The organism is Pseudothioclava nitratireducens (assembly GCF_029210495.1).
Taxonomy (GTDB): Bacteria; Pseudomonadota; Alphaproteobacteria; order Rhodobacterales; family Rhodobacteraceae; genus Pseudothioclava; species Pseudothioclava nitratireducens.
Window position 1 is genome coordinate 38,901 of record NZ_JARGDK010000010.1, and the last position, 24,154, is coordinate 63,054.

General features: G+C 64.6%; 25 protein-coding genes. 17 read left to right on the forward strand and 8 right to left on the reverse strand.

Going from position 1 to position 24,154, the window contains the following annotated elements; genetic code table 11:
• Window positions 1–47 precede the first annotated feature (47 nt).
• The 8 genes from P0X85_RS11900 (at window position 48) to P0X85_RS11935 (ending at window position 7,858) form a co-directional block, all read left to right on the forward strand.
• On the forward strand, window positions 48–719 hold the full coding sequence (locus P0X85_RS11900) for a response regulator transcription factor (RefSeq protein ID WP_275813459.1): 672 nt from the start codon (window positions 48–50) through the stop codon (window positions 717–719).
• A complete protein-coding gene (locus P0X85_RS11905) occupies window positions 712–2,115 on the forward strand; it encodes a sensor histidine kinase (protein WP_275813462.1) in 1,404 nt (467 codons plus the stop codon). The genes P0X85_RS11900 and P0X85_RS11905 overlap by 8 nt, the downstream gene beginning before the upstream one ends.
• Window positions 2,112–3,167 carry an ABC transporter substrate-binding protein gene (locus P0X85_RS11910; protein WP_275813465.1) on the forward strand — a complete coding sequence of 352 codons (1,056 nt, stop codon included), beginning with the start codon at window positions 2,112–2,114 and terminating at the stop codon, window positions 3,165–3,167. The genes P0X85_RS11905 and P0X85_RS11910 overlap by 4 nt, the downstream gene beginning before the upstream one ends.
• Window positions 3,168–3,298: 131 nt before the next feature.
• The gene (locus P0X85_RS11915) at window positions 3,299–4,597 is read left to right on the forward strand and encodes an NAD(P)/FAD-dependent oxidoreductase (RefSeq protein ID WP_275813468.1); all 1,299 of its coding nucleotides are present in this window, start codon (window positions 3,299–3,301) and stop codon (window positions 4,595–4,597) included.
• Entirely contained in the window at window positions 4,594–5,370 is a 777-nt protein-coding gene (locus P0X85_RS11920) for a DUF1365 domain-containing protein (protein ID WP_275813471.1), read from the forward strand. The genes P0X85_RS11915 and P0X85_RS11920 overlap by 4 nt, the downstream gene beginning before the upstream one ends.
• A 2-nt stretch (window positions 5,371–5,372) precedes the next feature.
• Window positions 5,373–6,545, forward strand: coding sequence for an SAM-dependent methyltransferase (locus P0X85_RS11925; RefSeq protein WP_275813474.1), 1,173 nt, complete (start codon window positions 5,373–5,375; stop codon window positions 6,543–6,545).
• Window positions 6,514–7,281 carry an SDR family NAD(P)-dependent oxidoreductase gene (locus P0X85_RS11930; protein WP_275813477.1) on the forward strand — a complete coding sequence of 256 codons (768 nt, stop codon included), beginning with the start codon at window positions 6,514–6,516 and terminating at the stop codon, window positions 7,279–7,281. The genes P0X85_RS11925 and P0X85_RS11930 overlap by 32 nt, the downstream gene beginning before the upstream one ends.
• 28 nt (window positions 7,282–7,309) lie before the next feature.
• Window positions 7,310–7,858: a glutathione peroxidase gene (locus tag P0X85_RS11935; protein ID WP_275813480.1), complete on the forward strand. Its 549-nt coding sequence runs from the start codon at window positions 7,310–7,312 to the stop codon at window positions 7,856–7,858.
• A 2-nt stretch (window positions 7,859–7,860) separates the two neighbouring features.
• Here the strand turns inward: P0X85_RS11935 and P0X85_RS11940 are convergent, their stop codons facing one another.
• Window positions 7,861–8,259, reverse strand: a complete 399-nt coding sequence (locus P0X85_RS11940) for a DUF2177 family protein (protein WP_275813483.1) — start codon at window positions 8,257–8,259, stop codon at window positions 7,861–7,863.
• A gap of 118 nt (window positions 8,260–8,377) precedes the next feature.
• Here P0X85_RS11940 and P0X85_RS11945 point away from each other — a divergent pair, with 118 nt between their 5' ends.
• Both P0X85_RS11945 and P0X85_RS11950 read left to right on the forward strand, forming a co-directional pair.
• Window positions 8,378–8,560 carry a DUF2256 domain-containing protein gene (locus P0X85_RS11945; RefSeq protein ID WP_338030531.1) on the forward strand — a complete coding sequence of 61 codons (183 nt, stop codon included), beginning with the start codon at window positions 8,378–8,380 and terminating at the stop codon, window positions 8,558–8,560.
• Window positions 8,560–10,116 (forward strand): cryptochrome/photolyase family protein, encoded by a 1,557-nt coding sequence (locus P0X85_RS11950; protein WP_275813486.1) that lies wholly within the window; start codon window positions 8,560–8,562, stop codon window positions 10,114–10,116. The genes P0X85_RS11945 and P0X85_RS11950 overlap by 1 nt, the downstream gene beginning before the upstream one ends.
• A gap of 3 nt (window positions 10,117–10,119) precedes the next feature.
• Here P0X85_RS11950 and P0X85_RS11955 read toward each other — a convergent pair whose 3' ends face one another.
• From P0X85_RS11955 to ectA, 4 genes are read right to left on the reverse strand one after another with little or no spacing between them, the layout of a single operon-like run.
• Window positions 10,120–11,541, reverse strand: coding sequence for an aspartate kinase (locus P0X85_RS11955; protein ID WP_275813489.1), 1,422 nt, complete (start codon window positions 11,539–11,541; stop codon window positions 10,120–10,122).
• Between the two features lie 8 nt (window positions 11,542–11,549).
• Window positions 11,550–11,942: an ectoine synthase gene (locus P0X85_RS11960; RefSeq protein ID WP_275813492.1), complete on the reverse strand. Its 393-nt coding sequence runs from the start codon at window positions 11,940–11,942 to the stop codon at window positions 11,550–11,552.
• Window positions 11,943–11,953: 11 nt separating this feature from the next.
• The gene (gene ectB / locus P0X85_RS11965) at window positions 11,954–13,240 is read right to left on the reverse strand and encodes a diaminobutyrate--2-oxoglutarate transaminase (RefSeq protein WP_275813495.1); all 1,287 of its coding nucleotides are present in this window, start codon (window positions 13,238–13,240) and stop codon (window positions 11,954–11,956) included.
• Between the two features lie 35 nt (window positions 13,241–13,275).
• Window positions 13,276–13,815 (reverse strand): diaminobutyrate acetyltransferase, encoded by a 540-nt coding sequence (gene ectA, locus P0X85_RS11970; RefSeq protein WP_275813498.1) that lies wholly within the window; start codon window positions 13,813–13,815, stop codon window positions 13,276–13,278.
• 201 nt (window positions 13,816–14,016) lie between these two features.
• On the opposite strand from ectA, the gene P0X85_RS11975 reads away from it, so the two are divergent.
• The 6 genes from P0X85_RS11975 to P0X85_RS12000 all read left to right on the forward strand — a co-directional run bounded on the left by P0X85_RS11975 (window position 14,017) and on the right by P0X85_RS12000 (window position 19,953).
• Window positions 14,017–14,520: a MarR family winged helix-turn-helix transcriptional regulator gene (locus P0X85_RS11975; protein ID WP_275813502.1), complete on the forward strand. Its 504-nt coding sequence runs from the start codon at window positions 14,017–14,019 to the stop codon at window positions 14,518–14,520.
• Between the two features lie 170 nt (window positions 14,521–14,690).
• On the forward strand, window positions 14,691–16,295 hold the full coding sequence (locus P0X85_RS11980) for an ABC transporter substrate-binding protein (RefSeq protein WP_275813505.1): 1,605 nt from the start codon (window positions 14,691–14,693) through the stop codon (window positions 16,293–16,295).
• Between the two features lie 69 nt (window positions 16,296–16,364).
• Window positions 16,365–17,372, forward strand: coding sequence for an ABC transporter permease subunit (locus tag P0X85_RS11985; protein ID WP_275813509.1), 1,008 nt, complete (start codon window positions 16,365–16,367; stop codon window positions 17,370–17,372).
• On the forward strand, window positions 17,369–18,271 hold the full coding sequence (locus P0X85_RS11990) for an ABC transporter permease subunit (protein WP_275813512.1): 903 nt from the start codon (window positions 17,369–17,371) through the stop codon (window positions 18,269–18,271). The genes P0X85_RS11985 and P0X85_RS11990 overlap by 4 nt, the downstream gene beginning before the upstream one ends.
• Window positions 18,272–18,274: 3 nt before the next feature.
• Window positions 18,275–19,111 carry an ABC transporter ATP-binding protein gene (locus P0X85_RS11995; RefSeq protein WP_275813515.1) on the forward strand — a complete coding sequence of 279 codons (837 nt, stop codon included), beginning with the start codon at window positions 18,275–18,277 and terminating at the stop codon, window positions 19,109–19,111.
• On the forward strand, window positions 19,108–19,953 hold the full coding sequence (locus P0X85_RS12000) for an ATP-binding cassette domain-containing protein (protein ID WP_275813518.1): 846 nt from the start codon (window positions 19,108–19,110) through the stop codon (window positions 19,951–19,953). The genes P0X85_RS11995 and P0X85_RS12000 overlap by 4 nt, the downstream gene beginning before the upstream one ends.
• Window positions 19,954–20,021: 68 nt before the next feature.
• Here the strand turns inward: P0X85_RS12000 and P0X85_RS12005 are convergent, their stop codons facing one another.
• From P0X85_RS12005 to P0X85_RS12015, 3 genes are all read right to left on the reverse strand, one after another.
• Window positions 20,022–22,223, reverse strand: a complete 2,202-nt coding sequence (locus P0X85_RS12005) for an NADP-dependent isocitrate dehydrogenase (protein ID WP_275813521.1) — start codon at window positions 22,221–22,223, stop codon at window positions 20,022–20,024.
• Between the two features lie 266 nt (window positions 22,224–22,489).
• Complete coding sequence (locus P0X85_RS12010) at window positions 22,490–23,119, reverse strand: DUF1109 domain-containing protein (protein WP_275813524.1); 630 nt, start codon at window positions 23,117–23,119, stop codon at window positions 22,490–22,492.
• On the reverse strand, window positions 23,116–23,658 hold the full coding sequence (locus P0X85_RS12015) for a sigma-70 family RNA polymerase sigma factor (RefSeq protein ID WP_275813527.1): 543 nt from the start codon (window positions 23,656–23,658) through the stop codon (window positions 23,116–23,118). Before P0X85_RS12015 ends, P0X85_RS12010 begins: the two co-directional genes overlap by 4 nt.
• Before the next feature lie 175 nt (window positions 23,659–23,833).
• Between P0X85_RS12015 and P0X85_RS12020 the strand changes: the two genes are divergently transcribed.
• The gene (locus P0X85_RS12020) at window positions 23,834–24,109 is read left to right on the forward strand and encodes a BufA1 family periplasmic bufferin-type metallophore (RefSeq protein ID WP_275813529.1); all 276 of its coding nucleotides are present in this window, start codon (window positions 23,834–23,836) and stop codon (window positions 24,107–24,109) included.
• Window positions 24,110–24,154 lie beyond the last annotated feature (45 nt).

Below are 24,154 nucleotides of genomic sequence, written 5' to 3' on the forward strand. Positions count from 1 at the left end.
TCGGGAAATCGTGGCCTGACAGGGGTTTGAGGGGGAGAATCGGCGCCATGCGGGTGCTTATCGTCGAAGATGCGATCGACCTGGCCGAGACCGTCGTCGGGCGGCTCGCGCAGTCGGGCATCGTCTGCGACCACGCTGCAAGCGTCGCTGATGCGGAGGATTATCTCCGGGTGCAAGGCTATGACGCGCTGGTGCTCGACATCAATCTGCCCGACGGCTCGGGGGCAGAGCTGTTGCGCCGGTTGCGCGGGGGCGGCGACCGCACGCCGGTGATGATGCTGACCGCGCTCTACTCGGTCGATGATCGGGTGAGTGCGCTCGATCTGGGCGCGGATGATTACCTCGTGAAACCTTTCGATCAGCGCGAGCTGGAGGCGCGGCTGCGCGCGCTCATGCGTCGGGAGACCGGCCCCAAGAGCGATGAGATCCGGCTCGGGCCGCTCAGCTATTCGGTGGCCGCGATGCATGCGAGTTTGAACGGGGAGCGGCTGAGCCTGACCCGGCGGGAGGCCACGCTGATGGGGCTTTTGCTGCGCCATCCGGGGCAGGCGCTGAGCAAGGAGCGGCTCTATGACGGGCTGTTCGCGCTCAATGAGGCGGATGTCGGCATCAACGCGATCGAATTGTATATCGCGCGGCTGCGCAAGAAGCTTGCGGGGAGCGGCGTGGCGATCGTGACGCTGCGCGGGATTGGCTACCGGATCGAGGAAGATGTCTGACACGCCCGGCTTCTGGCCACACCCCCAAAGCCTTCAGGCCCGCGTTCTGCGCCGGGTGCTCGCGCTCTTGCTCTTGGGGGCGGTGCTGGTCGCGGGGATGGCGTGGCTGAACGGACGGCAGGCCGCTTGGCAGGCCTATGACCGCATTTTGCTGGGCGCGGCCAATGACATTGCGGAATCGATCCGTATTCAGGGCGGCGGCCCGGTGGTCGATCTGCCGGTTTCGGCCTTCGAGCTTCTGGCGCAGGCCCCGGATGATCGCGTCGCCTATGCGGTGCGCGCGGCCGATGGCGCGCTGATCACCGGCTTTGCCGATGCCGCGACGCGCGCTGGGATGCCGGACACCGACGCGCGGCTGTTTTTCGACGCCCCCATGCAAGGGGAACGGGCGCGCTTCGTCGAGGTCACGCGCCGCTTTGCCGAGCGTGATTTCTCTGGCGTGATCCGGGTCAGCGTCGGGCAGACGCTGATTGCGCGCAAGGCGATGACGCTTCGGCTGATGCTCGACGCGGTCTTGCCGCTGGCGGTGGCGGGGCTGGTGCTGCTGGTGGCCTCTTACTTCGTGATCCGCGCGGCGGTGCGCCCGCTGGAGCGGATCGCCGACAATCTGCTGGCGCGCGATCCCTATGACCTGACGCCGATGACGGTCGCGGACCCGCCGCGCGAGGTTGCCGTCATGGTCGATGCGATGAACCGCTTCATGGGGCGGCTGGACCGGCAGATCGGCGTGATGCGCAACCTGATCTCGGACACCGCGCATCAGTTGCGCACCCCGGTTGCCGCGATCCGGGTGCAGGCCGAGGCCATCATTGAGGCGCCCGAGACCCCGGATGGTGGGCAGCGGCTTGTCCGGCTGGTGCGGCGGACGCGCTCCCTGGGGCGGCTGCTCGATCAGATGCTGTCGCGTGCGATGATCATTCACCGGACCGATAACGTGCCACGGGCGCGGCTCGATCTGCGCGAAGTGGCGCTGGGCGTCGTCGAGATGCGCGACCATGAGGTTTTGGCCCCCGAGGCCGAGGTGGGTCTGGTGATCGGCGACAGCCCGGTCTGGGTCGAAGCGGATGAATTCTCGCTCTCGCAAGCGGTGGGAAACCTGCTCTCCAACGCGCTGCGCCATGGTCAGCCGCCGGTGCGGATCGGCGTCGAGGCGCGCGGCTCCGAGGCCTGGCTCTGGGTCCTGGATAGTGGGGCGGGGCCGGGGGAGGATATCCTGCGCGGTCTGGGTCAGAGGTTCGAGCGCAGCAAGGCCTCGCCCGAGGACAGCGCGGGCCTTGGTCTTTCGATTGTCGCTGCGGTGGCGCAGGCTTTTGGCGGGCGGGTTGCGATGGAACGGACCGAGGACGGGTTCCGCATGGCGCTGGTGCTGCCGCGCGCGGCGGAGGTGGGGTCATGATCGGGTCGCTGTGCAAAGCGATCGTGCTGGGGGCCAGTCTGACGGGGCTGCTGGGGGCTGTTGCGGCGCGGGCGCAAGAGGCCCGCACGGCGATTGGCACAGGCTCCACCACGCTGCTGCTGCATTCGACCACCGATATCGAAATCATCCGCCCCACGCTCGAACGGTTCACGGCGCTCAACCCCGACCTGCGGATCGAGTATGAGCAATGGGGGTCCAACGATCTCTACGCCAACAGCCTGGAGGCCTGTGCGGGCGATGAGCCGGTCGCGGATGCGGTATTTTCCTCGGCGGTGCATCAGATGGTGTCGCTGGTCAATGCCGGCTGCGCGGCCCAGCACCGCTCGGCTTTTACCGAAGCGCTGCCGCCTGCACGCCGCTGGCGCAACGAGCTGTGGGGGATCACCGAAGAACCCGCCGTCATTGCCTATAACAAGGCCTTCTTTGCCGAAGCCGAGGTGCCGCGGGACCGTTTCGCGCTGCTCGATCTGCTGCGCACACGGCCCGATGCGCTGCGCGGACGGATCGCCACCTACGACATCGAGGCGTCAGGGCTCGGCTATCTCTTTGCCTATAGCGACAGTCTGGAGGCGACAACTTTCGGTGCTTTGCTCGAAGGGTTCTCGCGCACCGAGGCGATTGCGACCTGCTGTTCGGCGGAGATCATCGAGGGCGTGGCCGAGGGGCGCTACCTGCTGGCCTATCACGTGCTTGGCTCCTATGTCGAAGCCGGTGCCCGTCCCGAGGTCGGGTTGATCCTGCCCGAGGATTACACGCTGTTCCTGTCGCGCGGCTTCATGATCCCCAAGGGGGCACCACAGGCCGCGGCGGCGCGGCGGCTGCTTGATTACCTGCTTTCGCCCGATGGGCAGGCGCGGCTCAGCGAGGCCGGGTTGATCTTTCCGCAAGATGCGACGGAGACCGGACTTTTGCCCAGCGCGCGGCGCTTCATCGCGCTGGCGCCCAGCCTTCTTGTGGCACTTGACCAGCACCGCATCCGTCAGTTTTCCGCCCTTTTCGCAAGCGCCTTCCGACCCTCCGAACATCCCTGAACTGGCCCGGTCTCAGGGCCCGCGGGGCCTTGCGAAAAAAATTTTAAATCTGTGAAACCATTTCGCGCCTGCGCGCGTTGCTCCCGAAACTTCACGTTTTCGGGATCAACCCGAACGCTCAGGGGGAAGCGATGAAGATTGCAATTGTCGGCAGCGGGATTTCCGGGCTGGGGGCCGCGTGGCTATTGTCGCGTGCGCATGAGGTGACATTGTTTGAGGCCGAGCCGCGTCTTGGCGGGCATGCCCGCACCGTGCAGGCCGAGGGTGTCGATGTGGATACCGGTTTCATCGTTTGCAACCGCAAGACCTATCCGCTTTTCATCCCGATGCTCGAACATCTCGGCGTCGAATTGATCCCCAGCGACATGAGCTTCGCCGCGAGTTTTGCCGGCGGACGTTACGAATATGGCACGACGCGCGCGCTTGATATGTTCGCGCAGCCCCGGCGGCTCTTGGACCCGTCGCATTGGCGTATGGTGCGCGACATCTTGGCCTTCTTTCGGCAAGCGGGTGGGCGCGCCGACTATCCGGGCAGCATCGGGGAGCTGATTGCCGAGCTGGGGCTTGGGGCCGAGTTCCGCGACCGCTTTCTCATGCCGATCTCGGGGGCGATCTGGTCCACGCCCACCCGCGACATGCTCGATTTCCCCGCGCAAAGCTTCATCCGCTTCTTCGACAATCACGGGCTTCTGACGGTCAACGACCAGCCCAAATGGCTCACCGTCAGGGGCGGGTCCGCGCGCTATGTCGAGGTGCTGGCGCAGGCGAGCGGGGCGCAGATCCGGCTGAACAGTCCGGTCACGGCGATTGAGCGCGACGGTGCGTCGGTGCGCGTGGTCTCGGAGCGTGGGCCGGAGCTGTTCGACCGGGTGATCCTTGCGACCCATGCGCCGCAGGCCCTGCGGATGCTCGCGCAGCCGGACGCGCAGGAGCTGGCGATCCTGGGCGCGCTGCGCACCGAGGGCAACCGGATGGTGCTCCATTCCGATACCGATCTGATGCCGCGTCGGCGCTCGATTTGGTCGTCTTGGAACTATGTGACCGAAGCTGCGCCGGGGCTGACGGATCGCCCGATCAGCCTGTCCTATTGGATGAACCGCCTGCAATCGCTGCAAACCGAGCGTCCGCTGATCGTGACCCTCAACCCCGAGCGCGAGCCGCGCCATATCCATGACGAGGCGATCCTGCATCACCCGCAATTCGATGCGACGGCGCGCCACGCGCAGGAGCGGCTGCCCGAAATTCAGGGGCGGGGCGGGGTTTATTATGCCGGTGCATGGACGCGCTACGGGTTCCATGAGGATGGGCTTCTGTCGGCGCTGCGCGTGGCCGAGGCGCTGGGCGTGTCCTGGCCGCTTGGGCCGAACCCGTGGGCGGATGAAGCCCCGCCACTGCGCGTCGAGCCTACGCGACTGGAGGCTGCCGAATGAGCGATCTGTGGCAGGGCGCGCTGATCGAGGGGCGGATCTGGCATGGCCGGGCCGGCGATCTCACCCGCACTTTTCGATATAACGCCACCTATGTCGCACTGCCGATCACGGCGCTGGAGTCGGGCGCGTTGCCGATCCGGCCCGACCGGCGCGGGCTCTGGTCAATCCGCACGCGTGACTATGGCCCGCGCGATGGCACCGGGTTTGCCGACTTCATCCGGGCGCAACTCGCGCCCGTCGGGCTTGGCGGCACCGAGGTCACGCTGGTCACGATGACGCGCAGCGCGGGCTATGGCTTCAACCCGGTGAGCTTCTGGCTTGCGCGGGACGCTGGCGGGTTGCGCGCGGTGCTGGCGGAGGTCTCGAATACCTTTGGCGAGCGGCACCTTTATCTGTGCCGCCATTCGGACAACCGTCCGATCCAGCCCAGCGACCGCATCTCGGGCGAGAAGCTGTTCCATGTCTCGCCCTTCCTGCCGCGTGAGGGGCGCTACCTGTTCCGCTTTGATACGGGGCCGGGGCGGTTCGGGGCGTGGGTCGATTGGGTCGGCGCCTCGGGAGAGGTCCGGTTGGGCACGTCGCTGGCCGGTCCCGCCCGCGCGCTCACGGCCCAAAGCCTGCGCCGCGCCGCGTGGCGGCATCCGCTTCAGGTGCAAAAAGTCATGGCGCTGATCCATTGGCAGGCGGCGAAACTTTTCGCCCGTCGCGCCCGTTTCTATCAAAAACCAGAGCAACTTTCCCGGACCATGTCCGAGGCCAAGACAGGTGAGTGAGAATGTTCGAACGCCAGATTGAAACCAGACTTCTCAAGGGGCTCGACGGAATCCGCTACGGCAGCCTGACGCTGACCACCCCGGACGGGCGAGAGCGCGGCTTTGCAGGGCCGCAGCCCGGCCCCCATGCCGATTTGACGATCACCGACTGGCGAGCGGTCCCCGCAGTCGCGGCACGCGGCGATATCGGCCTGACCGAGGCTTACCGCGATGGCTGGTGCGACAGTTCCGACCTGACCGCGCTGCTCCTCTTTGGCCTGCGCAACGAGGAGCCGCTGGAGCATTTCCTCTATGGTCACCCGTTGCAATCGCTTCTGGTGCGCGCACTCTACATCTTTAACCGCAACACCAAGGCCGGGTCGCGGCGCAATATCGAGGCGCATTACGATCTGGGCAATGCGTTCTATCGGCTGTGGCTTGATGAGACGATGACCTATTCCTCGGCGCTGTTCGCCCCCGAGGATGCAGGTGCCGCCGATCCGTTAGCGGCGGCGCAGCGGCGCAAATACGACCGTATCCTCGATGGTCTGGGCGCGCAGTCCGGGCGACTCCTCGAGATCGGCTGCGGCTGGGGCGGCTTTGCCGAGCGCGCGCTGGAGCGGGGTGATTTCGCGCATAAGGGGCTGACGCTCTCGCATGAGCAGGCGGCCTTTGCCCGCGCGCGTCTGGGTCAGGGGGCCGAGATCGCGCTTCAGGATTACCGCGATGAGCGCGGGCGCTTCGATCATGTCGTGTCCATCGAGATGTTCGAGGCGGTTGGCGAGTCCTACTGGCCCGTCTATTTCGACAAGCTGCGCTCGGTTCTCTCGGATAAGGGCCGCGCGATGATCCAGACGATCACGGTGGGCGATCGCTATTTCGACCGCTACCGCAAGGGCGGTGACATGATCCGCAGCTTCGTTTTTCCGGGCGGCATGCTGCCTTCGCCGTCGCGCTTCGATCATGAGGCGCGCCGCGCGGGGCTTCGGGTCGAGGATACGCATGGGTTCGGGCTCGATTACGCGCGCACGCTGCGCGACTGGCTGATCCGCTTCGAGGACCGTCTGGGCGAGGTGCGTGCGCTGGGCTTTGACGAGGCCTTTATCCGGGTCTGGCGGTTCTACCTCGCGGCCTGTGTCGCGGCCTTCGAAACCGGGCGGACGGATGTTTATCAATACCGGCTGGCCCATGCCTGAACAGGGTGCGCGCATCTGGATCATGGGGGCCTCGGACGGGATCGGGGCGGCGCTCGCCCGGGCCTATGCCCGGCAAGGCGCGCGGCTGATCTTGTCCGCGCGCTCCGAGGACCGTCTGGAGGCGCTCGCGCAGGAAATCGGCGGGGCCGAGGTCATCGCCGCCGATGTCGCCGACCCGCTCAGCCTTCAGGCCGCCTCCGAGAGGATTGCGATGGGCGGTCCGCTTGACGCGGCGATCACGCTCGCGGCGCTCTACGATCCGGGGCAGGTCTCCGAGATCGACGCGGACCGCGCGGCGCAGATCGTCGGCGTCAACCTGATGGGCAGCTTTCACTTCGCCCGCGCCGCAGCGCCCTTACTGCGCCCCGGTGGGCAGTTGGTGCTGACCGGCTCGGTCGCGGGCTATATCGGCCTGCCGCAAGGTCAGATATACTCAGCCAGCAAGGCCGGGGTGATCAATCTGGCCGAGACGCTGCGCGCCGAGCTTTGGCCCGCCTGCGATGTGCGGCTTATCAATCCCGGCTTCGTGGAGACACGGCTGACCGAGATGAACGATTTCGAGATGCCGGGTCTGATGCAGCCCGATGCGGCAGCGGAGCGCATTATCCGGGGGCTCGCCGGGCGCGGTTTTGAAATCCATTTCCCCCGCAGACTGACTTGGGGGCTGAAATTCTTGCGCGCACTTCCGTATGGGATTGCGCTGCGCCTGACGAGACGATTGGTGCGCGAGGGCTAGGCCCTGCGCGAGACAAAGGAGACATGCGATGACACGGCTTTTCAAGATCCTGACGCTTGTCATGGGGGCGGGGTTTGGCCTTGCCACGGGGGCGCAGGCCGCCGATCCGGCCCCGAGCTTTACCTTCGACTCGATCGACGGGGGCACGCTCGACACCGCCGATTGGCGCGGGCAGCCCGTTCTGGTGATCAACACGGCCTCGATGTGCGGCTTCACGCCTCAGCTTGAGGGGATGCAGGACATGCATGAGGAATGGGGGCCGAAAGGGCTTGTCGTGCTTGCCGTGCCCTCGGACGATTTCAAACAGGAATATGACAGCGCGGCGCAGGTCAAAGAGTTCTGCACGCTCAATTTCGGGATCACCCTGCCGATGACCGATATCACCCATGTGAAGGGCGCGCAGGCGCATCCCTTCTACAAATGGGTGAAAAAGACCGCGGGTTTCGAGCCGGGCTGGAACTTCAACAAGGTTCTTCTGGACGGTGAGGGGCGGATCGTCGGCACATGGGGCTCTTTGACGAAACCCGATGCGCGTCCGATCCGCGAGGCCATTGCGCCGCTCTTGCCGCGCGGATGAGCCTAGCCGAACTGGCTGGCGATCATCACGCCCGCCCAAGCCGAGCCACCCGTCAGCACCGCGCCCCAAAGGCTGTCGATGATGACCTGCTCCCAAGACCAGCCGCGCAATGTTGCGAGGTTGGTAAACTCATAGGTGCCGTAGCACATCAGCCCCAGCAGCGCGCCGCCCAGAAGCGCCTGCATCGGGCGGCCCGCTGCCAAGGCCGGGGCCGAGACGAAATAGAGCACGCCCGCGATGTAGAACAGGTAGAACAGCGCCGCCGGGCCAAGCCGCAACGGATCGGCCAGCATATCGCCCACATGGCGATCGAAGACGGGTTTGATCAGGGTGGTGATGCCGACAACGTCGATGGCCAGAAAGATCACCAGCGTCGAGAGATAGAGCACGGGAAGCTGCATGTTGGGTCTCCTTTTCCCTGTGAACGACAGAAGGCGCGAAAAAGTTTCACGCTTGCAAGGATTTATCGCGCCGAAGGGGCACTTGATTGCGTCCGGCGGCGCGACATATGAGCCGGACATGACGAAAGCGATGCCGATGGGAATGCGAAAGAAAGCCGATTTGCCGCAGAAAACCTGCGCGCGTTGCGGGCGCCCCTTCACGTGGCGGCGCAAATGGGCGCGGGTCTGGGACGAGGTGCGCTATTGCTCGGACCGGTGCCGGGGCGTGCGCGGCAAGCCCGGCGGACAGGGGCGCGCGTGATGCGGCTTCGGTTTGTCTTGGGGGATCAGCTGACCCGCGATCTGAGCGCGCTGGGCGATCTCGACCCTTCGCGCGATGTCGTGCTGATGGTCGAGGTCATGGCCGAGGCCACCTATGTCCCCCATCACCCGCAGAAGATCGCTCTGATCCTTTCGGCGATGCGGCATTTCGCAGACGAACTGCGGGCCGAGGGGATTACAGTCGATTACGTGCGCCTCGACGACCCCGAGAACACCCAGAGCTTCACGGATGAACTTGCCCGCGCCGTGGACCGCCACGCGCCGGAGGCGGTGATCGTCACAGAGCCCGGCGAATGGCGTGTCTGGGAGATGATGCGCGGCTGGGAGGCGGCGCTGGACGTGCCGCTAGATATCCGGCAGGACGCGCGCTTCTTCTGTTCGCGGGCCGGGTTTGCCGCCCTCAAGGACGCGCGCAAAACCACGCGGATGGAGTATTTCTACCGGGAGATGCGGCGGCGCACGGGGATCTTGATGGAGGGGGGCGATCCGGCGGGCGGGCAGTGGAATTACGACCACGACAACCGTGAGCCGTTACCCGCGCAGATCGACCTGCCCAAGCGCCTGCGCTTCGAGCCGGACGCCATGACGCGCGAGGTGATCGACCTCGTGGCGGAACGCTTCCCCAAGCATTTCGGCGATCTCGAGCCCTTCGGATGGGCGGTGACGCGGGCGCAGGCGCTTGAGGCGCTCGACCATTTCATCGCCGATTGCCTGCCGCGCTTTGGCGACTATCAGGATGCGATGCGGGCGGGGGAGGATTTCCTGTTTCACGGGCTGATCTCGCCCTATCTGAACTGCGGGCTCCTGACCGCGCTCGAGGTCTGCGCGCGCGCCGAGGCCGCCTATGATCGGGGGGAGGCGCCGCTCAACGCGGTCGAGGGCTTTATCCGGCAAATCCTTGGCTGGCGCGAATTCGTGCGCGGCATCTATTGGACCGAGATGCCGGACTACCCTGAACGCAATCACCTGAACGCCACGCGCGATCTGCCCGAGGTCTATTGGACGGGCCAGACGGGGATGCGCTGCATGGCCGAGTGTATCGGCACCACCCGGCGCCATGCCTATGCCCACCATATCCAGCGGCTCATGGTGACCGGCAATTACGCACTCTTGTGTGGGATAGCGCCCGCGCAGATCGCCGAATGGTATCTGGCGGTCTATGCGGATGCGTTCGAATGGGTGGAACTGCCGAATGTGCATGGGATGGTGATGCATGCGGATGGCGGCTTGCTCGGCTCCAAACCCTACGCGGCATCGGGCGCCTATATCGACCGGATGTCGGATTATTGTACGGGCTGCGATTACGACCCCAAGGGCAAGGTCGGCGAGGGCGCGTGCCCCTTCAACTATCTCTACTGGAATTTCCTGATCGAGAACGAAGACACATTGTCCAAGAACCCGCGCATGGGGCTGCCCTATGCGACGCTGCGCAAAATGCCCCAGACGCAGCGCGACGCGATCCGCAAATCGGCCAAGGCGCATCTGGAGGGGGCGGAGCCGGGACCGCGACAGCCCCGGCTCGATGCGGATTGGTAGCGTTCAGGCCGCCCGGAGCGCAGGCGTCTCCGCTTCGATAAACGCCGCGTGGAGGGCCTTGATCACCGGCTTCATGTCGTCGCGGTCGAGGATGAACTGCACATCGACATTGCGCGGCCCCTGGCTCGCGCCAAGGCAGGCCATGCCGTTCGCTTCAAGCGCCTGAAGCCCGCGCGTCAGCACCGAGAGGCCCAGCAGATCGCGCCCGATCACCGACACCATCGCCAGCGGACGGGCCGAGACTTCGGCATTGGGGTAGAGCGCGCTCAGGTCCTTTTCGACGCGGCGCATCACCTTGAGCGAGGCGTCGAGGTAATGCGTGATCGTGTTGGCGTTCGAGGTTTTCGACACGATCCGCACATTGTGCCGCGTGAGCACGTCGAGGATCGCCGCGTCATAGCCCTTCACGCCGACCATATCCTGCTCGAACACCTCCAGCGCCACGATCTCAAGCCCCGTAATCATCTCGACGGCGGCCCGCTCGGCGGGGCGGTCGTCGATCAGCGTGCCGGGATCGTCGGGCTCGAAGGCGTTGGTCACGCGCAGCGGCACATCGGCCTGACGCAGGGTCTTGGCGGCTTTCGGGTGGATCGCCTCCATGCCCATATTCGACATCTGGTCGGCCACGTCGTAATTCGTATGGCCCAGCTTGCGCGCGGCCCCTGCGCCGACGAGCTTGGGGTCGGCTGAGGAGAGGTGAAACTCCTTATGGATGATCGCCTCTGCTGCGCCGGTCTGGGCGGCGAGCCGGGAGAAGGTGACCTCGGAATAGCCCCGGTCGAATTCGGCCATGAGCCCTTCGCGGCATTGTGCATAGCCGGTCACGATTGGTATTTCTGACGCGATATCAATATCCTGCATGGCGTTATTGATGCGTTGCATGAGGTCCATTTCGTTCTGTTCGCGCCACCCTGAGAGGTCCACGAAGCGCGCATTCACGCCCGCACGCTGCAATAGAAGCGTGGTCACGAAGGCCGAATGGGCCTCGCCCAGCCCCGAGAGCAATTCGCGGATCTGCATCATATGCGTGCTCAGTTGGAAATGCCCGTAAGAGCAGAGCCTTTGCAGATCGATCAGGCAGTTGCGCGCGCCCTCGATCCGCTCTGCGACGAAGGCGTCGGCCTGCGCGCGATCGGCGGGGTGGTCCAGCAGCCGCGTATGGATCGCGGTCATCTCCTCGCTGACCCGGCTTAGCGCCTCGTGCCAGCCGTGATCGGTGTCGGCATCGGCAAAGCGCGCGTAGACACCGGGCGCGCCGGTTTTCTTGTGTTCCAGCAGCAGGTTGGTGATGCCCGCGAAGGCCGAGACCACGAAAACGCGTCCGTAGAGCGCGGCGCCCTTCCGGTCCCCGACGATCAGCGTGTCGCGCAGCTCATCGATGCGGGACATCGAGGTCCCGCCGATCTTTTCGACAGTATGGGTCATGGCGGGCCTCAGGCGGTTTCTTCGGCGGGGGCGTAGGAGCCATCCGCCCGGTGCACCTCGCGCCCCGTTACGGGCGGGTTGAAACAGCAGGCCATGTGCAGCTCTTCCTCGGCGCGCAGGATGTGCTTGTCATGGAGGTTGAGCGCATACATGACGCCTGGGCGGATCTCATGCGTCTCGCCCGTGCCCAGATCGGTGATCGAGCCCTTGCCCTTCATGCAATAGACGCTCTCGAAATGGTGCTTGTAGTGGAACTGATGCTCAGAGCCCGCTTGCAGCACGGTGATGTGGAACGAAAACCCCATGCCGTCATCGGCCAGCAGCAACCGGGTCGAGGTCCATTGCGCATCGGATACTTCCCGCTCTGTGCCCTTCAGGGCGTTCAAATCTCGAACGATCATGGTCTCTCTCCTTATTGCGCGGCCAGTTTCAGATTGGACATCGTTTCGCGGGTTGCGCGCAACAGAATATCGAAGCCCTCGCGGAAGAGCGCGTTCGGCGTCGTCAGCGGTGCGAGGATCTTGACCACCTCGTCATTCGGACCAGAGGTCTCGATCAAAAGGCCCAGCTCATAGGCGCGCGCGCAAATATCGGCGGCCAGATCGCCCGAGCCGACATCGACGCCCTGCATCAGCCCGCGGCCCTTGAGCGTTGCGCCGGGGACCAGGTCCGCGACCTCCTTGAGCGCCGAGGTGAGCATCACCGACTTCGCGGCAAGCTCTTTCTGGAATGCGTCATCGGCCCAGAATTTCTCGGTTGCGACGCGCGCGGTGACGAAGGCATGGGTATTGCCCCGGAAGGTGCCGTTATGCTCAGCCGGGCCAAAGATGTCGTGCTTGGGGCGCACCAGCAGGCAGGCCATCGGCAGGCCAAAGCCCGAAAGCGATTTCGCCATGGTCACGATGTCGGGCTGCACGTCCATCTCGTCAAAGGAGAAGAAGCTGCCCGTGCGCCCGCAGCCCGCCTGAATGTCGTCGATAATCAGAAGCGCGCCGTGCTTGTGCGCGATCTTTTGCATCTTGCGCACCCACTCGGCCGAAGCCGCGTTCAGCCCGCCTTCGCCCTGCACGGTCTCGAACAGGATCGCGGCGGGGGCGTCGATGCCGCCCGAGGGGTCTGACAGCATCTGGTCGAGCAGGGCGGCACTGTCCACGCCATCGGCGTAGCCGGCGAAGGGCAGGCGGGTGACGCCCGACTTGTCCATGCCCGCGCCGCCCCGGTGATAGCCGTTGCCGGTCGCGGCCAGCGCGCCCATGGTCACACCGTGGAACCCGTTGGTGAAGGCGATGACATTGGTCCGCCCGGTCACTTTGCGCGCGATCTTTAGTGCCGCTTCCACGGCATTCGCGCCGGTCGGGCCGGTGAACATCACCCGGTGATCCATCCCGCGCGGGGTGAGGATATGGCGGCTGAGTGCATTCAGGAAGGCGGCTTTGGCGTCCGTGTGCAGGTCGAGCCCGTGCGCGATACCATCGCCCGCGATGTGCTCGATCAGTGCCGCTTTCATGTCCGGGTCGTTATGCCCGTAATTGAGCGACGAGCACCCGGCGAGGAAGTCGATGTAGCGCGTGCCGTCCGCCGTGAACAATTCCGAGCCGCGCGCCTCGGTGAAGGTCGCGGTGAAGGAGCGGCAATAGGAGCGTGCGGCGCTTTCGCGGCGTTCAAAAATGGTCGGGGTTTGGGCCATGTCTTTGGGCATGGGGACATCCTTTGGTCTTTGGAAAAGGGAAGGGTTCAGGCGGCGGCGCGCTGCGTGGGCAGCGTGATCTGCACCAGATGTTCGGTGGCATGAGCGCCGTCGAAGTGCTGGGCGCGCGTATAGTGCGGCGCGTCGGTCAGCGTGCCGCCAAGGCTGCGGGCAAGGCTGCGAAACAGGGCCCAAGAGGCGGCGTTATCCGGCGTGATCGTCGTGTGCAGCGCGCGGGCACTTGCGGTTTCAGGGCGCGAGAGCAGCTCGAGCAGCATCTTGCGCCCAAGGCCAAGGCCGCGCGCCTTGTCGCTCACCGCGACTTGCCAGACGAAGAACGTGTCGGTGTTCGGGATCATATGGCCAGAGATCCAGCCGAGGGTCTCACCCTCTGCCTCCGCGATCACCGAAGTGTCGCGGAAATGGTCGGCCTGCACGATATTCGCATAGAGCGAATTCTCATCGAGCGGCTTGCAGGCCCGCACGAGGGCCCAGATTGCAGCCCCGTCCGTCGCATTCGGTTTGCGCAGGCGGGGCTGGGGCGTTCGGGCGGGTTGGCTGTCCTGATCTGTCAGATGTTCCGGCATGTCGCGGCCTTATATTGCTTCGTTAGGCTAAGTATAGCTTGAGAGGCGAAATTTCAAGAACTCTTTGAAAATCTATTTATATCGGTGATTTTTGGCGTTGTTTCGGTGATTTCATTGCCGGGTTGCAAAGTATTTACATTTGCTTTGCGAAGAATATTCGCGCAATTGTTCCTCGTTGCGATCTATGCCAGTCTTGGGGAGATGACCGACCAACCCCATGATAGAACCGATGCCAGCCTGATCGCCCTGCGCCGTATTCTGCGCGCGACAGAGCTTTATGCCCGCGATCTGGCGCAGGCGGCGGGGCTCACGCCTGCGCAGCTTCGGGTCTTGCAGATCGTGGCGGCGCGGGGCGGCTCGACCACGCCCAAGGCGCTGGCGACGCAGATGGGGGTCAGTCAGGCGACGGTGACCGCGCTGGTCGATAAGGTCGTCGCGCGCGGCATGGCGGTGCGCGAGCGTTCCGATCAGGATCGGCGTCAGACCAATGTGGTCATCACCGAGGCCGGGCGCGGCGCGCTGCAAGAGGCGCCGGACGCGCTTCAGCAGCGCTATGTGCGCGCTTTCGAAAAGCTGGCCGATTGGGAGCAGGCGCAAATTCTCGCTTCGCTCGAACGGATCGCGGCGATGCTCGACGCCGAGGGGTTCGACGCCTCGCCGGTGCTGACGACGGGCGAAATCAAGGCGGGCGACCGGCCGGGCTAGGCTCTTGGCGGGGGCTTTGTCTCTGACGCGATGTCAAGGCTTGCACCTAGCGTGTCGTGGGGTAGTGTCATGGCAGTTTTACTGATGGGTCAAAAACGACTCACGGTAGTTCGGGCTGCGCGATCCGGGAGAGGTCGAAAGCCGCAACCAATGACAGAGAGGAAACGTCTATGAACGCATTTTCCCGCGGCCTTCTCGCCGCCTCCGTCCTCGCACTGGGCGCTGCCGCCCCGGCGATGGCAAAGACCTTCGTCTATTGCTCCGAAGGCTCGCCCGAAGGGTTTGACCCGGTGCCCTATACCGCCGGCACCACCTTCGACGCCTCGGCGCACCCGATCTACAACCGCCTCGTCGAGTTCAAGAAAGGCACGACCGAGGTCGAGCCGGGCCTCGCCGAAAGCTGGGAAGTGTCGGAAGACGGGCTGGAATACACCTTCCATCTGCGCAAGGGCGTCAAGTTCCATTCGAATGAGAAGTTCACCCCGACCCGCGATTTCAATGCGGACGACGTGATCTTCAGCTATGACCGTCAGGGCAATGCCGAGAACCCGTGGCACCAGTATCTCGCCGGGATCAGCTATGAGTATTACTCGGCGATGGAGATGGCCTCGCTGATCTCCTCGATGGAGAAGATCGACGACTACACCGTCAAGTTCACGCTGAGCCGCCCCGAGGCGCCCTTCATGGCCAATATCGCCATGCCCTTCGCCTCGATCGTGTCCAAGGAATATGCCGATACGCTGGAAGCCGCTGGCACCCGCGAGGACCTGAACAACCTGCCGATCGGCACCGGCCCCTTCAAATTCGTGGCCTATCAGAAGGACGCGGTCATCCGGTATCAGAAGAACGCCGACTATTGGGGCACCGCGCCGATGATCGACGATCTGGTCTTTGCGATCACGCCCGATGCGGCGGTGCGTCTGCAAAAGCTGAAGGCGGGCGAGTGCCACCTGATGCCCTATCCGGCGCCCGCAGACCTTGAGGCGATCAAGGCCGATCCGAACCTCAAGCTCGACGAGCAGGCGGGTCTGAACGTCGGTTATCTCGCCTATAACACCACGGTCGCGCCCTTTGACAATCCGAAGGTCCGCAAGGCGCTCAACATGGCGATCAACAAGGGTGCCATCGTCGACGCGGTGTTCCAGGGCGCGGCGGTCGCCGCCAAGAACCCGATCCCGCCGACCATGTGGTCCTACAATGACGCGATCCAGGACGACCCCTACGATCCGGAAGCGGCCAAGGCGATGCTCGAAGCCGAAGGCGTGAGCGATCTGTCGATGAAGATCTGGGCGATGCCGGTGCAGCGTCCCTACATGCCGAACGCGCGGCGCACGGCCGAGCTGATGCAGGAAGACTTCGCCAAGGTCGGCGTCAATGTCGAGATCGTCAGCTACGAATGGGGCGAATACCTCAAGAAGTCGACCGAGGTGAACCGCGATGGCGCTGTGATCCTTGGCTGGACCGGCGACAATGGCGACCCGGACAACTTCCTTGCGGTGTTGCTGTCCTGTGCGGCGGCGGGCGAGGGCGGTTCGAACCGCGCGCAATGGTGCAACGAGGACTTCTCGGCACTGATTTCGCAGGCCAAGCAGACCTCCGACCCGGCAGAGCGCACCCGGCTCTATGAAGAGGCGCAAGTGATCTTCAAGGATCAAGCGCCTTGGGCTACCATTGCACACTCGACGCAATACGTGCCGATGGCCAAGAATGTCGAAGGCTTCATGATGAGCCCGCTGGGCGACTTCACCTTCGAAACGGTCGATCTGGTCGAATAAGCCGCGACCCGTTCAATCAGCGGACGCGCGGGGCTGTGTGCTCCGCGCGTCTGTCACAGGAAAGACGCCATGCTCAGATTCATCCTCAGCAAGCTGCTTTATCTGATCCCGACTTTTCTGGGGATCACGATGATCGCTTTCGGCTTTGTCCGCGTCCTGCCCGGCGATCCGGTGCTTCTCATGGCGGGGGAGCGGGGGATCACCCCCGAACGCCACGCCGAACTGTCGCATCAGCTCGGCTTCGACCGTCCGATCTGGGAGCAGTATCTCGATTTTCTCGGGCGCTTGCTGCAGGGCGATCTGGGCAATTCGCTGGTCACCAAAAAGCCCGTGCTGACCGAGTTCCTCGCGCTGTTCCCGGCGACGATCGAACTTGGCCTCGTGGCGATCGTGATTGCCACGATGGTCGGCATCCCGGTCGGGGTGATCGCGGCGATCAAGCGCGGCTCGTGGTTCGATCAGGTGTCGATGACTGCCGCGCTGGTCGGATTTTCGATGCCGATCTTCTGGTGGGGTCTTTTGCTGATCATCCTGTTCTCTGGGATCCTGCAATGGACGCCGGTTTCCGGACGGATCAGCCTTCTCTATTATTTCCCGCAGGTCACCGGCTTCATGCTGATCGACAGCCTGCTGTCTGGCCAGAAGGGTGCGTTCCTTTCGGCGCTGAGCCACCTGATCCTGCCCTCGGTCGTGCTTGCGACGATCCCCTTGGCGGTGATCGCGCGCCAGACCCGTTCAGCCATGCTTGAGGTGATGGGCGAGGATTACGTCCGCACCGCGCGGGCCAAGGGCCTGCCATCCTCGCGCGTCGTGGGGGTGCATGCGCTGCGCAATGCTATGATCCCGGTGGTGACCACGATCGGTCTTCAGATCGGGGTGCTGATGGCGGGCGCGATCCTGACCGAGACGATCTTTTCCTGGCCGGGGATCGGTAAGTGGATGATCGACTCGATCTCGCGCCGAGACTACCCGGTGGTGCAATCGGGGCTTTTGCTGATCGCGGGGGTGGTCATGCTTGTGAACTTGGCCGTGGACCTGACCTACGGGCTCATCAATCCGAGGATCCGCCACAAATGACCGATGCGACTGTCAAACTCAGCGATGCTCAGATCCGGCGGCGGATGCTTGCGGATTTCTGGTATGATTTCCGGCGTAACAAGGGGGCTGTGGCGGGGCTGATCGTGTTTGCGATCCTTGTGCTGGTCGCGATTTTCGCGCCGCTTGTCGCGCCCCATTCGCCAACCCTGCAATATCGCGACGCGCTTCTGGTGCCGCCGGTCTGGAGCGAGGGTGGTCAGAGCGCCTACCTGCTTGGCACCGATGCGGTCGGGCGCGATATCTTCTCGCGGCTGGTCTTTGGCGCGCGCTATTCGCTCTTTATCGGCGTGGTCGTGGTGATGATCGCTCTGACAGGCGGCATCATCCTCGGTCTTGTCGCGGGCTATTTCGGCGGCTGGGTCGATACGATCATCATGCGGGTGATGGATATCGTGCTCGCTTTTCCGTCACTCCTGCTCGCGCTGGTGCTGGTGGCCATTCTGGGGCCGGGGCTGACCAATGCGATGATCGCCATCGCCATCGTCTATCAGCCGCATTTCGCGCGGCTCACACGCGCCGCCGTCATGGGCGAGAAACAACGCGAATATGTCACTGCCGCGCGGCTGGCGGGGGCGGGGAACCTGCGGCTGATGGTTCGCACGATCCTGCCGAACTGTCTGGCGCCGCTGATCGTGCAGGCGACGCTGTCGTTTTCCTCTGCGGTGCTCGATGCGGCCGCGCTGGGCTTTCTGGGCATGGGCGCGCAGCCGCCCGCGCCGGAATGGGGCACGATGCTGGCCGAGGCGCGCGAGTTCATCCTGCGCGCGTGGTGGGTGGTGACCTTCCCCGGCCTTGCGATCCTGATCTCGGTGCTGGCGATCAACCTGATGGGCGACGGTCTGCGCGACGCGCTCGATCCGAAACTGAAGCGGAGCTGAGCCATGGCCCTGTTGAAAATCCGCAATCTGACCGTCAGCTTCGCGACCTCCACGGGGCCTTTCAAGGCGGTGGACGGGATCGACGTCGATATCGAACCAAGCGAGGTTCTGGCCATCGTCGGCGAGAGCGGCTCGGGTAAATCGGTGTCGATGCTGGCGGTGATGGGGCTCTTGCCCGACACCGCCACCGTGACCGCCGATGTGATGGAGTTCGACGGGCGGGACATGCTGAGCATGAGCGGGGCCGAGCGGCGCCGCATCATCGGGCGTGAGATCACCATGATCTTTCAGGAGCCGATCGCGTCGCTCAACCCGTCCTTCACCGTGGGCTTCCAGATCGAAGAGGTGCTGCGCATCAATGCGGGCATGTCCAAGGCGGCGGCCCGCGCGCGGGCCATTGAACTCTTTGATGCCGTCGGAATCCCCGAGCCTGCCGAGAAGATGCGCTCTTATCCGCATCAGCTTTCGGGCGGGCAGTGCCAGCGGGTGATGATCGCCATTGCGATTGCCACCAACCCGCGGCTCCTGATCGCGGACGAGCCGACCACGGCGCTCGACGTGACGATCCAGAAGCAGATCCTCGATCTGCTCCTCGATCTTCAGGAAACGCATGGGATGGGGTTGATCCTGATCACGCATGACATGGGCGTGGTGGCCGAGACCGCCGACCGGGTGGTCGTGCAGTTCAAGGGCCAGAAGATGGAAGAGGCCGATGTGCTGAGCCTTTTTGAGGCGCCGCAGCACCCCTATACCCGCGCGCTTCTTTCGGCGCTGCCAGAACTGGCCACGGGTGACCGTCTGCCCACGGTTTCGGACTATTTCGCGGAGGCTGGCCAATGAGCATCGTTGTCGAAGGCAAGGGCCTCACGCAGGATTACCACGTCGCGGGCGGGTTGTTTCGCCCGTCGAAAACCGTGCGCGCCGTGAAAGGCGTCGATTTCGCGGTGGAGCGCGGCAAGACGCTCGCCATCGTCGGCGAGAGCGGCTCGGGCAAATCCACGCTTGCCCGCATCGTCGCGCTGATCGACCGGCAATCGGGCGGCACGCTCAGGATCGAGGGCGAGGATGTCGATATCGGCACCGGCAAACCCACGCGCGCGTTGCGGTCTAAGGTGCAGATGGTGTTCCAGAACCCCTATGGCTCGCTCAATCCGCGCCAGAAGGTGGGCGAGGCGCTGACCGAGCCGCTGTTGCTCAACTCCGATCTCGACGGGCCGACGCGGCGCGAAAAGGCCGAGGCGATGCTCGAAAAGGTCGGGCTGCAACGGGCGCATTTCAACCGCTACCCGCATATGTTCTCGGGCGGCCAGCGCCAGCGGATCGCAATTGCGCGGGCGCTGATGCTGAACCCGGCGCTTCTGGTGCTCGATGAGGCGGTCTCGGCGCTCGACCTGTCTGTGCAGGCGCAGGTTCTGAACCTGCTCGCGGACCTTCAGGAAGAGTTCAACCTGACCTATGTCTTCATCAGCCATGATCTCTCGGTCGTGCGCTATATCGCCGATGAGGTGATGGTGATGAACAAGGGCGAGGCGGTCGAGCAGGGCAGCCGGGACGCGGTGTTCACCGACCCGCAGCACCCCTATACGCGCCAGCTTTTCGCCGCGACCCCGATCACCGATATCGAGGCGATCCGCGCCCGTGTCGCGCGCCGCAAGGCGGCGCGTGCGGCGGCGCTGGCCTGAACCACGACGCTGTTGCGGCATCAAAAAAGGGGGGCTCGCGCCCCCCTTTATTTTTGATCGCGTCCGGCTCAGCCGATGATCGCGTTCAGCGTCGCCGAGGGGCGCATGATCGCGTCGATCTTGGCCGGGTCCGAGTGGTAGTAACCGCCCATATCGGCGGGCTTGCCCTCATCGGCCTTGAGTTCAGCGAGGATGGTCGTCTCTTTCTCGGCCAGCGCCTTGGCGATCGGCGCGAAATGTGCGGCCAGATCGGCGTCGTCCCCTTGTGCGGCCAGCGCCTCGGCCCAGTAGCGGGCGAACCAGTAATGCGACGAGCGGTTGTCGTTCTGGCCGACCTTGCGCTCGGGCGAGTTGCCGTTCTCGAGGATCTTCTGGGTCGCGGCATCGACAGCGGCGCCGAGCACGGCGGCCTTGGTCTTGCCCTTGGCTTCGGCGAGGAAGTTGAAGCTTTCGCCGAGAGCGCAGAACTCGCCAAGGCTGTCCCAACGCAGGTGGTTTTCCTTGACCAGCTGCTCGACGTGCTTGGGGGCCGAGCCGCCCGCGCCGGTTTCGAACATGCCGCCGCCATTCATCAGCTTGACGATCGAGAGCATCTTGGCCGAGGTGCCCAGTTCGAGGATCGGGAACAGGTCGGTCAGGTAGTCGCGCAGAACGTTGCCGGTGATGGTGACGACATCGTTGCCCTTGACCATTTCTTCGAGCGTGAAGCGGGTGGCCTCACGCGGGGCGAGGATCGGGATTTCGATGCCGGCCTCTTTCAGCGCCGGTTCGACATATTTGATGATCTCGGCGTCATGGGCGCGGGTCGCGTCGAGCCAGAAGGCCGCCTTACCGGTTGCCTTGGTGCGCGCGATGCCCAGCTGAATCCAGTCGAGGATTGGGGCTTTCTTGGCGGTGGCCGAACGCCAGATGTCGCCGGTTTCGACCGCATGCTCATGCAGCACTTCGCCCGAGGCGAGGACGATGCGCACGGTGCCTTTCGAGGGGATCTCGAAGGTGGTTGGGTGCGAGCCGTATTCCTCGGCCTTCTGCGCCATCAGGCCCACGTTCGACACGGCCCCACAGGAGGTCACGTCGAGTTTGCCGTTCTCTTTGAAGTAGTTGATGGTCTCGTCATAGACCGTCGCGTAGCAGTTGTCCGGGATGCAGCACTTGGTGTCGGCCGGCTTGCCGTCCGGGCCCCAGCCGATGCCGCCCGCGCGGATCACGGCGGGCATCGAAGCGTCGATGATCACGTCCGAGGGCACATGCAGGTTGGTGATGCCCTTGTCGGAGTTCACCATATACATCGGCGGTTTCGCGGCGAGCGCGGCTGCCAGATCGGCTTCGAGGTCTGCGTTGCCTTTGATCTTGGCTTCCAGATCGCCGATGCCCGCGTTCGGGTTGAAGCCGAGCGCTTTGACCGTGTCGCCGTGCTTGGCGAGGAAGTCCTCCAGGTAGACCGAGACGAAATGGCCGAAGATGATCGGGTCGGAGACCTTCATCATCGTCGCCTTCAGGTGAACCGAGAACAGAACGCCCGGCTCCATCGAGGCGACTTCGGCCTTGATGAACGCACGCAGCGCCGAGGCCGACATGAAGGTTGCGTCGACGACTTCGCCTTCGAGATATTTCAGGCCGTCCTTGAGCACGGTCTCATTGCCGGCGGCGTCGGTGAAGGTGATCTTGGCGACACCGGCCTGCGCGGCGGTGATGGTCGCGGATTTTTCGTTCGCGAAGAAGTCGTTGCCCGGCATCGAGGCGACGCAGGTTTTCGACGCGGCGGTCCACTCGCCCATCGAATGCGGGTTCTTCTTGGCGTATTCCTTGACGGCCTTGGCCGAGCGGCGGTCCGAGTTGCCTTCGCGCAGGACCGGGTTCACGGCCGAGCCCTTGATCGCGTCATAGCGCGCGCGAACTTTCTTTTCCTCGTCGGTGGCGGGCTCTGCCGGGTAATCCGGAACCGCGTAGCCCTGGCCCTGAAGTTCCTTGATCGCGGCGACGAGCTGGGGCACCGAGGCCGAGATGTTCGGCAGCTTGATGACGTTGGCCTCGGGCGTTTTCACCAGTTCGCCAAGCGCGGCGAGGTCGTCCGAGATGCGCTGATCTTCCTGAAGGTAGTCGGGGAAGGTTGCGAGGATGCGCCCGGCGAGCGAGATGTCGCGGGTTTCGACGTCGATATCAGCGGCGCTGGCGAAGGCGCGGATGATCGGCAGGAGCGAGCCGCGCGCCAGTTCGGGCGCTTCGTCGACGATGGTGTAGATGATGTCGGGGGTCTGCGATTGGGCCATGATGTCATCCTCATTGCGATATCGGAGCCGCGGCGGAACGCTCCGCCTGCGGCCACGCGCGAGAGGGACAGCAGGGCATCCGCGGCCCCCGTTCCGCGCCATTGGCCAATCGCGTAATGGAGCGGGGGCCTCAAGTCAATGTGTGCCATTGTATACCGCGCGAAAAACTCTGCTTTTGGAGCCGCAGATGGGCACCGGAGCGCCCATGCCGGCGTTTGCGGCGCGCGGTGGGCGCGCTCGATTCGTGGCGGTCTCGGGGTGCGGGCTTACCAGCGCAGCAGGCGCGGCGCGATCAGGGCGCCGATCAGCGCGGTGATCAGCATGCCAAGGCTATACCAGCTCCCGTAAAAGAGCGGGCTGTCCTCGGTGCAATGGGTCGCGTAGATCAGTGTGCCGAGCCCGCCCGCGAAAAGCCCCGCCATCGCGCCTGTGAGTGCCGGGCGCAGGACCGCGCCGGAGCGCAGCGCCCAAAGCGTGGCCGCGAGGATCGCAAGCGAGAGCGTCGGGATCGAGACGAGGCAGGGCCAGAGCGTCTTGCCCGCCCAGGCCATCTGCCGACCGCCCTCGGGGGTGAGCACATAGCCCGCGACCAGCAGGAGCAGGACGAAGCCCGCAGGCAGTGCCAAGAGGCTGAAACGCGTGGCGGCGGCCGGGCGGCCGAGCCGCAGCACCAGCGGCAGCGCCGCCCCGGCCACCAGCGCGGGCAGGACGAACTTGCCCCAGATCATCGGGTCGCGCAGCGCCTCGCCCAGATCGGAGCGCAGGCCCAAGAGCGCAAGCATCAGCACCCCGGCAACCAGAAACGCCGGGCCGATCGCGCGGGCCAGCCGCCCCTCGGGGCGGGGGCGGGGCGCGGTATCTTGCGCGAGTGCGGCAATCAGGTCCTCGGTTTTCATATCTCGATCAGCCTCTCTCTGAGTTCAGCGAGCTTTTTCAAACCCCGGTGGAGCATGACGCGCACCGCGCCCTCGGTCATTTCCATCGCCTCTCCCGTCTCGCGGATCGAGCGTCCCTCGACCCCGATCGAACGGACCACGGCGGCGGCACGCGGCTCCAGCCGGTCGATCATCCGCTCGATATCGCGCGCCTCGGTCGGGTCGCGCTCGGGCGGGGCGGGCAGGGTCTCGGCGAAATCCTCGACCGGAACCGTCACCCGCCGACCGCGCTTGCGAAACGCATCCACCACCTTGTGACGCGCGATCGCATAGGCCCAGGGCGCGACCGGTTGATCCTCATGCCATGTCTGGCGGCGGGTATGGATCGCGAGGAGCACCTCTTGCAGGATGTCCTCGGTTTCCTCGCCGCCACCCCGGCGCGAGATCACGGCGCGCAGGACAGGGGTAACGGCTGCCAGAAACCGCGCATAGGCGCGCTGGTCCCCCGCATTCGCCGCCCGCAAGAGCGCGCTCCAATCCGCCGTGGTGTCGTGCATCATGACCTCTCTTCGTCAGGCGCGCGGGCATTGTTACAGGCGAACGCAAATTTTTCGCAAGCAAAGCCATTTCGTTCACGGATGCGTGAGCGGCGTAACGGATCGGTGGTGGGGCGCGAAGGGTATTCCGAGGGCACGGGACGGACCCGAGCGCCCCATTCCATCAGGGAGACCCAAGATGACCAAGACCGATCTGAGCCTGTCGCTCGCCGCTGCACTGACCTGTGCCTTCGCCGCTGCCTCGCCCGCGCTGGCTGCCGGTGAAATGGAGAAATGCTATGGCGTTTCGATGGCCGGGCAGAACGATTGCGCCGCAGGCCCCGGCACGACCTGCGCCGGCACCGCGACCAAGGACTATCAGGGCAATGCGTGGAAATATGTCCCCGCCGGCACCTGCACCGAGATCGAGACCCCGCATGGCATGGGCTCGCTCGAAGCCAAGGACATGATGTGATCCCTGCCGGTCCGGGGGCCTTCCCCGGACCGGACCCTTTTCCCG